The sequence below is a fragment of the Lysinibacillus antri genome (assembly GCF_003977595.1).
Taxonomy (GTDB): domain Bacteria; phylum Bacillota; class Bacilli; order Bacillales_A; family Planococcaceae; genus Ureibacillus; species Ureibacillus antri.
Genome location: NZ_RYYR01000006.1, coordinates 35,613 through 51,659 on the forward strand (window position 1 = coordinate 35,613; position 16,047 = coordinate 51,659).

Annotated in this window: 14 protein-coding genes; 6 read left to right on the top strand and 8 right to left on the bottom strand. The window is 33.9% G+C overall.

From position 1 onward, the window contains the following. Positions 1-35: 35 nt before the first annotated feature. Together EK386_RS05760 and EK386_RS05765 are read right to left on the bottom strand one after the other, a co-directional pair. Complete coding sequence (locus EK386_RS05760) at positions 36-2,057, bottom strand: hypothetical protein (RefSeq protein WP_179966003.1); 2,022 nt, start codon at positions 2,055-2,057, stop codon at positions 36-38. Positions 2,058-2,072: 15 nt separating this feature from the next. Next, the gene (locus tag EK386_RS05765; RefSeq protein WP_246027590.1) at positions 2,073-3,299 is read right to left on the bottom strand and encodes an ATP-grasp domain-containing protein; all 1,227 of its coding nucleotides are present in this window, start codon (positions 3,297-3,299) and stop codon (positions 2,073-2,075) included. Positions 3,300-3,565: 266 nt separating this feature from the next. On the opposite strand from EK386_RS05765, the gene EK386_RS05770 reads away from it, so the two are divergent. Further along, positions 3,566-4,186: a GNAT family N-acetyltransferase gene (locus EK386_RS05770; RefSeq protein WP_126658090.1), complete on the top strand. Its 621-nt coding sequence runs from the start codon at positions 3,566-3,568 to the stop codon at positions 4,184-4,186. Positions 4,187-4,225: 39 nt separating this feature from the next. On the opposite strand, the gene EK386_RS05775 is transcribed toward EK386_RS05770, so the two are convergent. Continuing rightward, positions 4,226-4,768: an ECF transporter S component gene (locus tag EK386_RS05775; protein ID WP_126658091.1), complete on the bottom strand. Its 543-nt coding sequence runs from the start codon at positions 4,766-4,768 to the stop codon at positions 4,226-4,228. Between the two features lie 417 nt (positions 4,769-5,185). Here EK386_RS05775 and EK386_RS05780 point away from each other — a divergent pair, with 417 nt between their 5' ends. Both EK386_RS05780 and EK386_RS05785 read left to right on the top strand, forming a co-directional pair. After that, positions 5,186-6,541, top strand: coding sequence for an HD-GYP domain-containing protein (locus EK386_RS05780; protein WP_126658092.1), 1,356 nt, complete (start codon positions 5,186-5,188; stop codon positions 6,539-6,541). Positions 6,542-6,687: 146 nt separating this feature from the next. Beyond that, positions 6,688-6,912, top strand: coding sequence for a DUF1540 domain-containing protein (locus tag EK386_RS05785; RefSeq protein WP_126658093.1), 225 nt, complete (start codon positions 6,688-6,690; stop codon positions 6,910-6,912). 132 nt (positions 6,913-7,044) lie between these two features. On the opposite strand, the gene EK386_RS05790 is transcribed toward EK386_RS05785, so the two are convergent. After that, positions 7,045-7,950, bottom strand: coding sequence for a CPBP family intramembrane glutamic endopeptidase (locus EK386_RS05790; protein WP_158674380.1), 906 nt, complete (start codon positions 7,948-7,950; stop codon positions 7,045-7,047). 165 nt (positions 7,951-8,115) lie between these two features. Between EK386_RS05790 and EK386_RS05795 the strand changes: the two genes are divergently transcribed. Both EK386_RS05795 and EK386_RS05800 read left to right on the top strand, forming a co-directional pair. Continuing rightward, positions 8,116-9,333 carry a sensor histidine kinase gene (locus EK386_RS05795; RefSeq protein WP_126658095.1) on the top strand — a complete coding sequence of 406 codons (1,218 nt, stop codon included), beginning with the start codon at positions 8,116-8,118 and terminating at the stop codon, positions 9,331-9,333. Next, positions 9,305-9,943, top strand: a complete 639-nt coding sequence (locus EK386_RS05800) for a response regulator transcription factor (protein ID WP_126658096.1) — start codon at positions 9,305-9,307, stop codon at positions 9,941-9,943. Before EK386_RS05795 ends, EK386_RS05800 begins: the two co-directional genes overlap by 29 nt. A 71-nt stretch (positions 9,944-10,014) precedes the next feature. Here the strand turns inward: EK386_RS05800 and EK386_RS05805 are convergent, their stop codons facing one another. Both EK386_RS05805 and EK386_RS05810 read right to left on the bottom strand, forming a co-directional pair. Continuing rightward, positions 10,015-10,338 carry a DUF5658 family protein gene (locus EK386_RS05805; RefSeq protein WP_126658097.1) on the bottom strand — a complete coding sequence of 108 codons (324 nt, stop codon included), beginning with the start codon at positions 10,336-10,338 and terminating at the stop codon, positions 10,015-10,017. Between the two features lie 268 nt (positions 10,339-10,606). Beyond that, positions 10,607-12,583 carry a methyl-accepting chemotaxis protein gene (locus tag EK386_RS05810; RefSeq protein WP_126658098.1) on the bottom strand — a complete coding sequence of 659 codons (1,977 nt, stop codon included), beginning with the start codon at positions 12,581-12,583 and terminating at the stop codon, positions 10,607-10,609. Positions 12,584-12,852: 269 nt separating this feature from the next. Between EK386_RS05810 and EK386_RS05815 the strand changes: the two genes are divergently transcribed. Further along, a complete protein-coding gene (locus EK386_RS05815) occupies positions 12,853-13,605 on the top strand; it encodes a hypothetical protein (protein WP_126658099.1) in 753 nt (250 codons plus the stop codon). Positions 13,606-13,681: 76 nt separating this feature from the next. Here EK386_RS05815 and EK386_RS05820 read toward each other — a convergent pair whose 3' ends face one another. Beyond that, a complete protein-coding gene (locus EK386_RS05820) occupies positions 13,682-15,217 on the bottom strand; it encodes a sensor histidine kinase (protein ID WP_126658100.1) in 1,536 nt (511 codons plus the stop codon). A gap of 18 nt (positions 15,218-15,235) precedes the next feature. After that, positions 15,236-15,880, bottom strand: a complete 645-nt coding sequence (locus EK386_RS05825) for a response regulator transcription factor (RefSeq protein ID WP_126658101.1) — start codon at positions 15,878-15,880, stop codon at positions 15,236-15,238. Between the last annotated feature and the right edge of the window lie 167 nt (positions 15,881-16,047).

Here is a 16,047-nt window from a genome sequence, read left to right on the forward strand (position 1 = left end):
CTTATTAAAAATGTATGTTTAGCAGAGCGTTCTTATTATGCCCACACATAATTTTTGCCCCAACTATTTTTTGCTAACATCTCAACCTTTTCAACAACAGCGCCTTCTACCATATAAGTATCGCCCTGTTCGTAAGGATTGTAGTGGTACGCATACATTCTTGAGACAAACTCATGGAATGGTAGGGAAGACTCACCCTCCAATTCACCAAAACCAGAAACACTTGCTTTAATATCTTGACCCCAATTTTGGGTACTATCGTTATTTGGATTATAGAAATAAATTCTGCATTCACCGTTTTGATCTTTTTCAATTCTTTGAATCGAAACTGCATGAAGACCAAGCAGCTCCCCATGAACATTTGTCAGGAAAATGCCAACAGGGTTTGGATAGAGCATATTATGTCCTTCGTTATAATCAGGATGGTGCGTTGCATAGAACAACTTTACAAATGAAGTATAGTTTGTAACTTTTAACGTAAGCGGATCAATAACATTAATAAATCCACTTGGAATCCACTCTCCATAAAATTCGCGATTTACCCATTTGTGACCGTCTTCTCCTCTAAGAAGTGTGCGCTTCATCATCTCGTTATAAATCTTATCTAGATGAGGAACAAGAATAATTGAAACTGGGTCTAAGTCTTGATTAATATTACTTGCAACACCATCAATCAATAAGTTGGAGTTAATTAATTCTCCTTCAAAAGACATTTCAATATTATTATCACGGGCTGCGTGGGTAATCATGTCAAATAGTTTTTCCACATTAAATTGAGCCCAAAGTGATATCGCTCTTGCAGATTGGCAAATAGCATTTTGACCTTGACCAATTCCAAGTGGTTGCCCTAGAACACTGACAACACCTGCAACTAGAATGCCATTTACACTAATACCATTTTCCTCGTTTACAAAATTAGAAAGTGCACCCTTTACATGAGCATGAACTGGTAATTCAAATAATTGGCGTAATGCCGCTTCGATTTGCAAGTCCCCTCGATTTAACATTCTAGATAGACCGTAAATTGCCTGTCTTGTCTCGGGATAGATTGCTAGCTGGATAATATCATGGATTAATCCTTTATTGTCAGTAAAGCTACTAATGCCTATTTCTGTTAAATCTAAAGAAGTAGGAAGAATATATTCATATTTTCGATTTAAGAAACGAATTAGAACAGCATGATAAGGTGAAACTAGGCCTGTTTCTGCCATTGAATCAGCAAATAATTTTGCCTCCGTTGCAAGAACTTCTTCACTAGCTTGATCTAATTTTAATCTGTAATCTCTATGATCCGTTGCTTCTGTACTTAATGGTGTAGGAGCATCTGTTGCACGTAAATATTTCTCAAGCGCAAATACAGATTGATCTTCTATATCATTGCCGATCAATTCCTGAGATGTTTCTATCAATTCTATTATTCTACGAGTAATAATAGGACGTTGAACGGTCATTCTCTCAATCTCTTGAACCATTTTATCTGCAATGGCACTGAAGGAAAGCTCTTGACCAAGATAAGTAAATAAATTGTGCGCGCGTAGCAGATGTTCTTCTATCTCGATATTGTCATCTGTGGAATCAGTCGAGATTAATAGGTCTAGGTTTAAAGCTATTACTTCATTAAGAAAGGCACTTGCTTCCTCGCCACTTATACTTTCATGTTTATAAGTTCCTTTGGCGATGGCAAGTATACGCATTTCACTTAACAATTCAACAATTGAATAAATCCCTCTTAATCTTAGAGAACCACCAACAAAAGGAGGTTGAAGTTTTGTTGGATCTTCCCATTCACCACCTAGAAATACACCAGCTTCATCAAATTGATGTGCATAATTGAAGAGAATTGGCATTCCCTCCGGAGTAGAAGCAAGTTCATTTGCTAATTGATAAACATCTGTTTGATAAAGGCTTTTTGCGAATGGTTTCGCTGCGTTTAATGTTTGTAATGCTACTTCAAATTTTACTTCTAAAGGGCTTTGCTTAGCTGAAGCTTTTTTTCTAGCAACAGGTGTCTTTCTTCTAGTCGTGCTCGTTTTTCTTTCTCTTGTAATAGTGGTCATCCTCTAAATCTCTCCTTATAAGTAGAAATTATGCTTTTCATATTCTTCTAAAAGGCTTCTCATTTCCTTACTATCTTCACCAAAGAAGTATATAGAACCGTAATGGTTACCATATCCAACTCGTTCCGCTACTTTTGCTGTTGTCGGTATGAACATATTGTGTTTTAAGAAGTAAGGATGTTCTTTTAGCTCAGTAGGGATATTCAGTTTGTTAATTGACTTTACTTTCGGATAAACCATTAAATTACCAGAGTGGCCTTTTGCAGATACGACTTCTTCAGGGAAGAATGCGTTTAATTCTTCTTCTGTTGTATCTGGGTCGCTGCAAAGAACTTGGCCTTGATATGGACTAAATCCGTACACTCTTTCAATATGTTCGAAAATGTGACCACCAGGAATACGTGCAGCTACTTCACCAAAGTAAATTGTTCCATCAGGTGTGAGGAAGAATTCAGGGTGTAAAATACCATGCGTCACTTCAAAAGCTTCTACTAATTTTTCAATCGTTGCTCGGATTTGTGGTCGCCATTGCTCAAGTGTAGGTGATGCAGGAACGAAATTTGAGTGCCCAAGCTTAACATATTCTGTTATGTTGAGAAACTTTACTTTTCCATTGTGAACAAAAGCCTCACACGAAAATTCCTGTCCTTCTAAGTGACTTTCCATTAAAAGAGGGAATTCAGAATCATCAATTTCCTCAATTTCCTCATATTTTGAAATCATTCGATGGCCAACTGTGCCAGCTTTATCAAATGGTTTAACGTGTATCGGTTCAAAATTCTCTTCATCTGTATTGAGTAATGCCTCATTCATTCGCTTTAAAAAATGTTTAATATTTTCTTTCGTAAATGCTTCTTCAAAAACACCTACACGAAGACCTGCTAGATGAGCTCTACGTTTCATTAAAGATTTGTCTCTTAGTAATAGAGATTTATTAAAAACTTTTGGATTCTCCCAAATTAGTGAATTGAGCATACCAGCCCACTCAACTGTTTCTTCATATATAGGAATAGCAACTTTAGTATTTAGTTCTTTTAGTTGTTCATAAAGCTCGACTGAATGTTCAATTGGTACATTGAATTGCCATGGTACAAATAAGATCCCGTTGTTATCAGCAAAAGGCTTAAACTCAGGAGGGCCGACAACGACGTATGGGCGATTCAATTTATCAATCGCTTCAATTGCTTGAAGGCTCCAGCCTAGTAGTGCTGTTATTTTTTCGTTTTTTTCTTTCATCTCCATAAATTTTACCTGCCTTTTGAAATGTTTATTGTGATTCAAATTACAAATAAAAAACTTTGCACACATTATTGTACTAATAATAAAAAGAATTCAAATTGTTTCGACAAATGATTTCAAAATTCTTACAAACTTTAATATTTGTAATCTTTTCTTAACATTTTCTTAAAAACCAAATTCTGTAATAGGTGTTAGAATAGGTGTTATTCAATATTCAGATTTGGTTGAAAATTGATGACAAAATGCTGATGAAAAAGGGGTAAGTTACATTGCTAATGCAAAGAGAAGAAAGTTTAAAAACAAACATTATTCAAGGAGCTTTTAGAACAAGTAACTGGTTCAATCGATTGAAGGAATATTTCCCAGAGAGAGAAATGAAATCAAGAAAGCATTTTGAAATACTACTCGAAGAACAAGCAATGTATCAAATTATGGAAGATGAAGACTATATCGTTGTTTATTTCGAACAAGAAGAATATCTTTTCATTGATTATATTTTAGTAACTGGTAACAACCGAAGCAAAGGGGTAGGAAGTAAAGTCCTGAATGAACTGAAAAGTAAAGGGAAAGCAATCATTCTTGAGGTTGAGCCAATCTCTCCATTAGACCCCGATTCAGAAAAAAGAGTACGATTCTACAGCCGACATGACTTTTTACAAATGTATAGTATTGGTTATGAGAGAATTCATATGGTAACGAATGAATTAAGTAAAATGGATATTTTATGCTGGTCGCAAAATCATGTAACAGAAGAATGGGTATTAGATCAAATGAAAGAGATCTATACGAAAGTTCATGCGTATAAAGCAAAAGAAATTTATGGGCGGAATCCACAATCTGTGACGGATGTACTATGGATAAAAGAAGCTATTAAAGAAATGGTACAATAAAATAGTTAGGGAGAAAGCCATTTAGCTTTCTCCCATTTTTTATTTATTAAACATAGGAATTCTTTTAAGCACGATACAAACTGGAATAGCAATAATAATACCGACAACATTTTGTAGGATGTTTCCAGGAATAGACGCTACTGGGATAATCCAATTGCTAAATAATATCCCTTCACATAAATAGTATCCTGCTAGCATTACCGGAACTGAAACAATAGTTGCGAGTAGGTTGAATCCAACACTTTTACCATTACGTCCATTTGACCAAGCGATTTTCCCAACGACATATCCCTGTAAACCTCGAGCCAAAACTGTGAATGGTGCCCACAATGTCCATCCTGAAACTAAATCGAATAATCCCATTCCTAATGCCCCAGCGAGTGCTCCCTTCTTTGGGCCAAATAGAAATGTAGCGATAAAGAGCATAGTAGTTCCTAAGTGAACGAGACCGCCGTTTGCAGCAATAGGTAATTTTATGTTAATAAGAGTTGCTACGAAAACAAGTGCAATTAACATAGCTGATTGGATCAAATCAAATGTTTTCATTGATGGCCTTGAATAAGTCTGAGTTGTTTTTTGCATAATTAGTTACCTTCCCTTTACTTGTTAATTTATTCATTACATTAGCAAAGGTCTGATCTGTTTAAAAGTATCAATTTTGATAAAAATATAGTGGTCAGAGTAACATTCAACTTTAATAATGGACTGAAATATCCAAAAAAAGAATGTTTCCTTATAGGATGTTATATAGCATAAATGAAGGAATTTATTAATTCTAATAAACTTTTTTGAATTATGTTTTTAATTCTCCTAGGATGGTAAAAAAGTTGTTATCTGTAAGTAATGTATTAATTATTCTGCATATTGAAATATTACTGAATAAAAATTTCATAACCCGGTGCAATATATAGTAGATTTATTATATAATTAGGTTCATCTAACTAGGTTTATATAACTACTGATCGATTGACATATTAAATGTAAAATAAGGGGATAAAAATGGAAAATAATGTGACCTTTTTAAAAGAGTTGAAAGTGGGAGAAATCATCCCTAGTGATATCTACTTTAATAAAACTTTACTCATAAAAGCTGGCACAAAAGTTGACGAGAATTTGTTAAGGAACTTAAAAAGCTGGGGAATTTCGAAAGTTAACAGCTTATATATAAAAAATCCAGAAGAGCAAGAGTTAAGAAGAACATACGCAAACCCATTAAAGAACAAAGAAAAAATATTTTATTCGAAAGAGCTATTTGATATTAAAAAGTTATTTTTCGAAAGTTTGCAGTATGTTGTTAGTGAAACGAGATATGGATTAATTTTAAATCGGGATGCACAAATTACGTGGCTAGAAGACCTATTTATCTCCTCTTTATTAAATACAGAAATTTCAATTGCTTTATTTAACTTAAAGAAAAAAGACCCGTATAGTTATTTTCACTCATTTGATGTATTTTTATTAGGTGCCTTACTTGCAGATATGGCGGGAATCCGTGATATTCAATCATTTGCAATTGGTTGCTTAATTCACGATATTGGAAAATTAGATATTAGCAATGAGTTACTTCAAAAAGAGGGCGCTCTTTCAAAAGCTGAATTTGATGAAATTCAAAAGCATACGCTTAATGGTGTAGAATTTATTGAAAAACATAACCTTCCAGACGCATTAAGAGCAGTAGTCAAATCGCATCATGAACGACTTGATGGAACGGGATACCCTGAAGGTTTAACTGCTGAGGCGCTTTCTGAGGAAGTGAGATTGTTAGCAGTTGTAGATACGTATTCTGCGTTAACGTTACAGCGTTCCTATCGCGAAGCTTTTTCATCGATTAAAGCCATTGAATTATTACTAAGTAAAGGAACAAAATACGATATAAAATATGTCATTCATTTAATGGAATTAATTAATATTTACCCAACGGATAGTATCGTAAGACTTTCAAATGGGAAAAAAGCAAAAATTAAATCCGTGCATGAAAATCAACCTTATTTTCCAATTTTGGAGGAATTGGGTAATTCGAAAGTGTATCAACTTCCACTTAATTTCTCCGTGACGATCAGTCGATTTATCGAGTGGGAACAAGTTGTAGATGCGACAAACGACGATGTAATTAATAATAAAGAACTATATTGGAATAGTTTTATAAGCCAGATTTTAATTGGCGATATGGATGAAGCGATGGAATGTTATAAACGAATCACGGAGGGCATGAATTTAAATAACATTTTCATTGACGTTATTATACGTTTAATTAAGGAAATCGAAACGCGGAAATTGGAAGGAGAACTTTCAACAGGCGAAGAACATGATGCCTTCATTAAAATAAAAGACATCCTAATCGAAAACTTCAAATAATACGTAAGACTTTAGGCGAAAACCTAAAGTCTTTTTTTCATGGTCTATAAAAAATGATGAAATGGACAAAATACCTTTGAAGAGTATTGAAGAGATCGACTCTCTTTTGTACTTTTCTAAAAAAATCAATGAGGAGGAAAGCTGCAATGGCAAATGTAGAAGTAAACTGTGCTGTATCGAACTGTTTTTTCCATAAGAAAGGGAATATTTGTGGAGCAGAAAAAATTCAAGTAGACATGGATTATCACTCCAGAGACAGAAATACAGAGTTTGCTTCGGATTTTGACTTTGACATGATTTCAGAAGAAGCAAGTAGTTCCCATGAAACATGTTGTAAAACGTTCAAACCTAAACAAGAAGAACGTAAATAATAATTTGAGTCTCTTCTAAGGATTCCCATTATTAAGTTTAGCAGCTTTACTAGACATTGAGTGTGAGGACTAAAAAGGATTTTCCCCTTTTTAGTCCTCTTCATTTTGCTAATGTTAGCGCTCGACTAACAATTAATTTTGGGTGGACATATTGCCTCTAGATTGGAGTTTTATGGCATCAATTTTTGGATCTTCTTTTTTCCCCCAAAGCGTTTTTAAATTTGGTGCAGGTGTAAATACGCCATTTCTTCCATATACCAAATAAGTTAAGCCTAATAACAAAACAAATAATGCGAATTCATAGATTAATTTATCGGATGTTGCAATTTTAGAAGCCAATAATACCAAGGCGCCATCGTTTCCATGAATGATAAGGTCATTAATATGGTTATGAGCTGCATGAACAATAGTAGCTACTGTTAAAGACCCACTTTTTACATAGATATAGGCATAAACAATACCCCCTTTTAGCCAACTAGCTGCTTTAAACGGATCAAAATCCCCCATAATAAAATGCAATGCCATAAAGAGAATAGAAGAAATGAAAATAGCCTTTGGAATACTAAATTGATTTAGGTTTGCCATAAAATAACCACGAGCAAGAACTTCTTCTTTAAGTGCTGCAAAAAACCAGCCAATTGAAGCAATCACTAAGAGTTTATAAAAGTCCAATGTAAAAATTTGATTAAAGTGGTATGTTGCGTTTACTATTCCAGATTGATCAGCGAGCCAGATGAAAACTAGCGCAGTACAAAGAGTTACAAATATAGAGATACATGAAAAAAGAAAGTCTCTTTTTGTAAATTGAAAACCTAGTAACCAAGGACTTTTTTTATCAACTTTCAAGAACAACCAAACAATCAACAACGTATTCAATACACCGAGTGTAGTATACATCACATGGGCAAATAAAAAGTTGTTTAATAAATCATCAAATAAATCCCACCATATTAGCAATCCGGTCATGATCCCAATTAATACGTTAGTAAGGACAATAGCCAAGGAAATACGTTTAAGCCAATGCCAATCTTTTTTCATCTGTAACATCTCCTAATAAATCGAATTTTCTACGTTCATCATAATTAGAAAAAGTCATATGACTATAGTGAGATTAGTCATGTTCTTTTATAAATTAGTACTATTTTTAATTTCCAACTTTTAGTACTATGAGATTCAGAAGAAAATGATCGTAGGTGATTTGTATTGGAGCACAAGAAGGTATGGATGTGGATTGATTGGCTAATCTTTTCCTTAAGATGTGGTTGGTATGGAACAGGATTAATTTATTATTATGTATATCGTGATAAATTAGGTGACCTTACTTATATTGAATTTGCGCTATTTGCATCGATTGGCTTTTTTATCCCTTTAATTTTTTGGAACCCTAAATACACCAATACAACTCGCTATGTCGTTACAGAACTATTAATCTCTGGTGGATTTTCTATATTAATAAATAACATTTTAAATATAAACTTGAGTACATCCGTTATTCTCATGACTGTGCTCATGAGCGGCTACTTGCTAACAAAGGATATGGCAAGATGGGCAATTCCGTTTTTTATTATTTTACTCCCTGCTAATCGTTATTGGACAATTGGCAGTATGTTTAGTTTCTTTCTTCAGTATGTGGATGTTCTGTTATTTTTTGGGATTGGGCTAGGGTTCAATGTCATTACGAAATCACAAAAACGCTATAAGAAACTTTTATATGAAAATATGAAACAATATGAACTGATTCAGCAACAAAATAAAGCTTTGGAACATTATGCTAGTCAAGTTGAAAAATATGCCCTATTAGAGGAACGAAATCGAATGGCGAGAGACCTCCATGATTCAATTGGTCATCATTTCACTTCGGTTACAATGGGGTTAGATGCAATTTCTTACATGATTAAAGTAGACTCTAAAATGGCAGAGGAGAAAATTGCTAACTTAGCAGATGTTGCTAGAGAAGGATTAACAGAAGTAAGACGGACAATTCATCAAATTGCCTCATCAGATGAAGAGATACCTCTTTTAAAGCAGCTTGAAACCGTTGTAAGTGGGTTTGGAGAATATACGAATACAATGTCGAGTTTCAAAAGTGCTGGACAGGAACCAATTATCCTCCCACATAAAAAATTAGCAGTTATTCGTTTCGTGCAGGAATGTTTAACGAATGCAAAACGACATGGGAATGCAACCTTAATAAAGGTTGAAGTTCATTTTAAAGAGGAATTTATGCAGATTATTGTAGAGAACAATGGTAAGAAAATCGATAACCTTCAATTTGGTTTTGGGTTATCATCAATGAAAAATCGACTTGAAGAACTGAATGGATTATTAGAAATAAAAATTCATGATATAGAAGGGGTTAGGGTGATTTGTACTCTACCAATAGGAGGAAAGCATGAAAAAGATCAAGCTATTACTCGTTGATGATCAAGAATTAATAAGGGAAAGTCTTGCGTTTGTTTTAAATACAGATGAAGATATTGAAGTAGTTGGGTTAGCAGCAAATGGTCAGGAAGCAATCACGCTTTGTGAATTATTGAGCCCTTCAATTGTACTAATGGATATTCAAATGCCTGTTTTAAATGGAATTGATGCAACAAGAATAGTGAAGGAAAGATGGCCAAATATTAAAGTAATGATTTTAACAACCTTTCAAGAGGTGGATTATGTTTCGGAAGCATTGTCCATAGGCGCTGAAGGATTTTTACTAAAGGCAATCCATCCGAAAGAACTGATATCTGGGATTAAGCATATTCACAATGAAGGAACCCTTGTCTCTCAGAGCTTAGCAAAGATGTTGCTCGCACAGATCAATCATTCTAAAGAGACCAATGAAAAAGCATACGGTCTAACTGAACGAGAAGTTCAAGTGTTAAAATGTCTTTCTCAAGGGCTAAGTAATAAAAATATCTCGGAAAAGCTTTTTTTGTCAGAAGGAACGGTGAAAAATTACATCTCTAGTATTTATCATAAATTAGATGTGAAAAATCGCTATGAAGCAACCATGAAGGCAAAAGGAGAAAGGCTTATATAAATAAGAGCATCTCTAAAAGAGGAATCATTACGTTTAGTGATTCCCTTTTTAGGTTGTATGTTTACTTTTCACTACAAAAGACTGATCCAATATAAATGCAAGCCCAAAATTCCTACATACATAAAACTTACCCCTACTAAAGCTATGGAGAAAAATCGTTGAAAGATTTCCTTACTATGCTTGTAAACTAAATAACAAACAAAGATAACTAAAGCAGAAAGAGCACTTTTCACACTTAAAAAAATAATTGGACTCGCTAAAAGTAAAGTCTCCATTAAGGGGTTGGCTTCTTCTATAAAATTGTTCAACACGCCATAATTTGTTGCAACCCCATCGAATGCATTTAGAAATCCGATGGCAAGACCAAGATAAATAATGCTAATTTTCTTATTCATTTAACCTTCCTTTTTATGCTAATAGAGGAACATTACCATTATTTACAATATCGTTACCTATTTATACATTTTGTCTCCTTGGTCGGTATTTTTATAGAGAAATAACGTATATAATTTAGAATATGATGGGAAAATTGACGAGGACTCTAAAAAACAACTACTCAATAAAAAAAGAAAACTTTGCAGCAATAGTACGCTACAAAGTTTTATCAAACTAATTATTCATTCTCATATACTTATACGGAACCGATCCACAATTGAATACACACTAATATTTAAACTTAGTAATAACTTCTTTTAGTTCTTCTGCCATAGCTGAGAGACCGTTTGCTGATTGGGATATTTCTTCCATAGCAGCTAATTGTTCTTCTGCAGATGCTGCTACTTCCTCTGATGTTGCAGCGTTGCCTTGTGCAATGATAACCATTTCATTCGCGGCACTTGTAATTTCTTGAATAGCAGCTGACATCTGTTGTGCCGTTGCAGAAACCTCCTCCATTTGAGGCGTTATTTTCCTCGTACTTTCATAAATCAAGTTGAATTTTTCAATTGCTTCATTGGATACTTTTACACCCGCTTGTACATCATCTGTTACACGAATCATCGTTTGAACCGTACTTTCTGTATCCTGTTGAATTCTACTTACAATAGCGTAGATTTCTTTAGCAGACAATTGAGATTGCTCAGCCAGTTTTCGTACTTCATCTGCTACAACTGCAAATCCTTTACCATGCTCACCTGCTCTTGCTGCTTCAATAGCTGCATTTAAAGCTAATAGATTTGTTTGATCAGCTATTCCGGTAATGACATTTAATATTGAACTTACCTCTTTTGAGCTTTCATTCAAAGATTGAATCATTGCATTGGATTCCATAACAGATTTATGAATTGATTGCATTTGAACGACCGTGTTTGTTACTGCCTGACCACCTTCTTCTGCCTGTACCATCGTATGACGCGATAGCTCTGAAACGATAGTAGAATGATCAGCAATGGTAGAAGCCCCTTCAGAAACTACATCTAAAGATTGAGCAGTTTCATCAACCCCATATCTTTGTTTTTCTGCACTACTAGCTACTTCTTGAATGGAAATTGCTACTTGTCCTGTAGCAGCACTTGTTTCTTCAGCACTTGCTGATAATTCCTCTGCGGAGGATGCCACTAGTTCAACACTTTGTTCTACTTTTTGAATGAGCTCTTGAAGACTTTCCTGCATAACATTAAATGCTTCTGCTAATTGACCGATAGAATCTTTAGAGTATACCTCAATTCTTTCGGTTAAATCGCCTTTACTGATAGTAATGGCTTTATCTTTTAATTCATTAAGAGGTACAATGATAGATCGAATGATAAAGAACACAACCACTGCTCCAATAATCATAGCGCTTACAAGAACAAGCATTGTTTTATGGAAAATAGGTGCTGCAGCTTCACCGATTTCTTCAGAAACGATAGAACCGGCTAATTTCCAGCCTGTCAATTCATTCGTTGCAAAGGCCATCATTTTCTCTTCACCATTAAATAAATAATCAATATGTCCTTTTTCTTGACTATAAACTGCATTATAAAAGTCATCTTTTGCCTCAATTCCACCCTCTATAGTTGGATGGGCAATATACTTTCTTTGCTTATCTAAAAGAAATGCATAACCTTTTTTGCCTATCTTTACCTCATTGAATAGACCATGTATGTAACTTAAAGGAATATCGATTGCCACAACACCTGAAAAGTCTCTTGTAGTCTTAGAAATAGTAATGACCATGCCTTCATGATCCGCAGTTATATGAGGTTCTGACACAATCACTTTGCCTTTGTTGTTCATCGCATCTTTATACCAATCATTCTCTCTTGGATCATAATTAGTAGGTAAAGTCATGTTAGGTGCTTGAATAAATTCTCCACTATCCGTTCCAATATAAATCATTTTAGCCTCTGGATGTAATTCTATATAACGGTTGAAATCATCCGTTAATTCAACGCTTTCCTCTCCCTGATATAAATTTGAAGTAATGCTATTCGAATAATTCTCAACGTCATTCATCTTAGGTTGTATTAAATTATCAATTGACGAATTTAAAACATTAATTGTTTGGGAAAAGCCTTTCAAAATTTCATGTTCAACTGCATTTTTCGCAGCTGAATACGCTAATATTCCTATAACAATTGCTGGAATAATTAATACAGCCGAAAAGGTAATAATTAGTTTTGTTTTTAGGTTACTGAATTTTCTAAAAATTTTACTCATAAAATAACCTTCTTTCCCTTTAAATTATTTTCTAGTAATCTATTCAATATCATTATCACAAGTAAAGATAGCTATTTCTATCAGGAAAAGCCCTAACATGTGGTGGGGAATATCCCATATTTATACTCGTAAATATAAACATCTCCCTTTTCTTTACATCAACGTCAGCTACGAAAAAGTAAAAATATAGGGAAAACCCCTATAGATTAACACTAAGGGTTCGCGAGATAATGTATATAAAAATGACATGATGGGTGGGAGTGTACTTAGTGACGAACCGTATTGATGACATTCAACCACTGATTCAAGATTATCGATCAAAAATCAACGGCCATGAATCTGAATTTATAAATAGAATCCTAGACGACTATGAGGAACTCCTACATTTGTTCAAACAAAAAAATGATATGATTAGTCATATTTGGGACACCTACGAAAATGAAAAGTATTATATAGCCCAAAATACATTAGATCCACTTGAACAAATTTTGTTTAGCTCTTTATTGGGAATTCGTACGTTAGACCAGGAAGCCCAATCCGATTCGGCAAAAGAGTATTTAGCTACACTTAGAAAAGAGATTGAACGACAATTAGACCAGTTGAAAAAGACTTCTATTAGTATTTATCCAATATGTATGCAAGATTTGGGTCCTTACGGGGCAATTAAATCTTTCTATGAATTATTAAAAGAGGGAGGAAAAATAAAGATTGATGTTGAATTTCAGGGATTTTTAAAAAGGCAACCCCATAAAGTAGAAATTCATTTATTTCGATTCGTTCAACATCTAATATTAATGATTGATACCCTTAATACGGTTCCAACATTAATTGTCTCTATTAATGAAAAAGATGCCCAAATCGTTTTAACACTTGAGGGAGAGGCCTTAGTCGAGCAATTAGGGCATTCTTCAGAATATCACTTTTTTAAAGAATTAGTTGATAGTATTAAAGACGTTGAAATGTTAGAAGAAGATGAATGTCGAATCAACTTGGTTCTACAAACGAACAATCAGACATCTTGATTATTGAAATGCATGAACATTTCTTTTTAAAATAAAAAACTAGTTAGTAGAAGACTACAAGCCTTCTGCCAACTAGTTATATTTTAATAGACTCTATTGAATGGGCTACTTTTTCATTCGCATTTCTAGGAACACAAACTTCTATCGTCGTCCCCTCATTTACTTTAGAATGAAACTGAGCGGAACCACCTACCCCTTCAGCTCGTTCCTTTATACTATACAACCCAATACCTTTGCGCTTAGCGTTCTTTAAATAATCCTCTATGAAAAATCCGATGCCATTATCTTTGATTATCAAATCTACTGAATTTTCTTCCATATTAAGAGTTACATTAACTTCGCTTGCTTTTGCGTATTTCGCTGTATTTGTTAAAGCTTCTTGGCAAATCCGATAGAGAGCTGTTTCTACTTCTGGTTCTAGTCTCCCTAATCCACCTTTAATTTCATATTGAACTGAAATGTTATGAATTTGTTTGTATGATTCAAGATAAGATCTTACTGCTGGAATAAAACCTAAGTCATCTAATGTACTTGGCCTCAAAGAACGGGCGATTTCTTTTACTTCCTTCATGGCCTCTTGTGTCATCAGCTTAATGGTTTGTAGGTTTTCTTCTCTCTTTTCAATCGATTGATCATTCTTTACCGTATTTAGTGTAACTAAAATACTAAATAGCGATTGCCCAATACCATCATGTAATTCTCTAGATACACGCTTCCTTTCCTCTTCATGCGCCATAAATACTTGACGGGATAAATTTTTTTCAGCCTCATACAACTTAAGCTCTGTCTCGATTTGTTGTTTTTCCGCCTTTTCTTTATCTGTTAAAATCTGCTGAATTTCTGGGAAATAGATAGAACGATAAATATAGATGTATCCAATAAATTTAAAGCAGTGCCCTATTAAATTTTCGATGGCATATACTTGATTATAAAAGGTAAAGAAGAGTTCTCCAACCATAATTACAAATAGAGCAAAAATCATGCGTATGGAATCGATATTTGGTTGTGAATCTTTTATATATCTTCTTAGTAGTGTAATAAAAGTAAATAAAATGAATGTAGTTATTACATACTCAAGAGCAACTTTAAGGTCTGTAACTCCTTGGGCATTTATTAAAACAGGAAGCCGCTCTGGTATTGTAAGAATAATCAATGTACATACAGTGATTAGTAGGACGGTTACACATACACCCCACCCGCGTTTAATAAAGAGTAACTTGTTTGGTTTAAAGACAAACAACGCCACACCAATACTTTCTGTTAATCGAGCTACAATCCAAAACCATGTAGCACGAGAAGTAGAAAATTCATCGTTAATAAATGGCATTCCTTTATACGTTAAGGTATGCACTAAATCAAAGCAACCAACTGCGAGAAATATTAACCCTATAAAGTATTGTGACTTTATTCGATGAGTTGAGTATGTTGTCCAAGCCTGTACAAATACAGATAAAGAAACAAAAATACTAAATAACTCAAGTAATGTATGTAGTAATAAAAAGTGAGCATCTACATTAATAGATGTATGTCCCATTTGAAAACGAAATAAGATCAGTAAAGCAAAAATCGCAAAAATTACAAATTGAATTTCTTGTTTTTTTAAGGCTGTCATCTCCTTAAACTCCCTTATTTAATCAAAGTCTAAATAGCCGTTTTTCACTGCAAACTTCACTAAATCTGGACGCGTTTTCAATTGTAATTTATCCATGATTTTGGATTTGTGTGATTCGATTGTCTTAACTGAAAGAAATAATTTCTCTGCAATTTCTCGATTGGTATAACCTTTAGCCAAATAAGATAGTATCTCTTGTTCACGTCCTGTTAGTTTTTGTAAATCATTTTCATTTGCATCTGTTTTTTTCATATATTCTTCTAATAAAAGTTTTGTAGCATTAGGGTATAAATAAGCCTCTCCCCGGAAAACTGTTCGAATGGCCTCAATTAAATCATCTTCATGGTAAGTTTTTAATAGATAGCTAGAAGCACCTGCCTGTAATGCATGAAAAAGATATTCTTTCCCTTCATGCATCGTTAATACAATAATTTTAATTTTATTATTTGCTTCATTAATTTGCTTTGTTGCAACAAGGCCGCTCTTTTTAGGCATATTTAAATCCATTATAATAACATCTGGTTGTAAATCTAATGCTTTATGAACTACTTCTTCTCCGTTCTCCGCCTCATCTATTACTGTCATGTCCGATTGACTATTAACCATATGCTTAATTCCCGAACGTACAATGGCATGATCGTCGGCAAGTAATACTGAAATCATACTTGCACCTCCTGATTAGAGTTATCTAATACTAATATAACATGTTTTTAGTAAATATTGGACAGTCATATAATATTTTGTATTAATTACTAAAATAGGGTTAACCCCTCGCTAGTATAGTAGAATGACCTAGTTTGATATAGGGATTTTTTTCAATAATTGTTAGG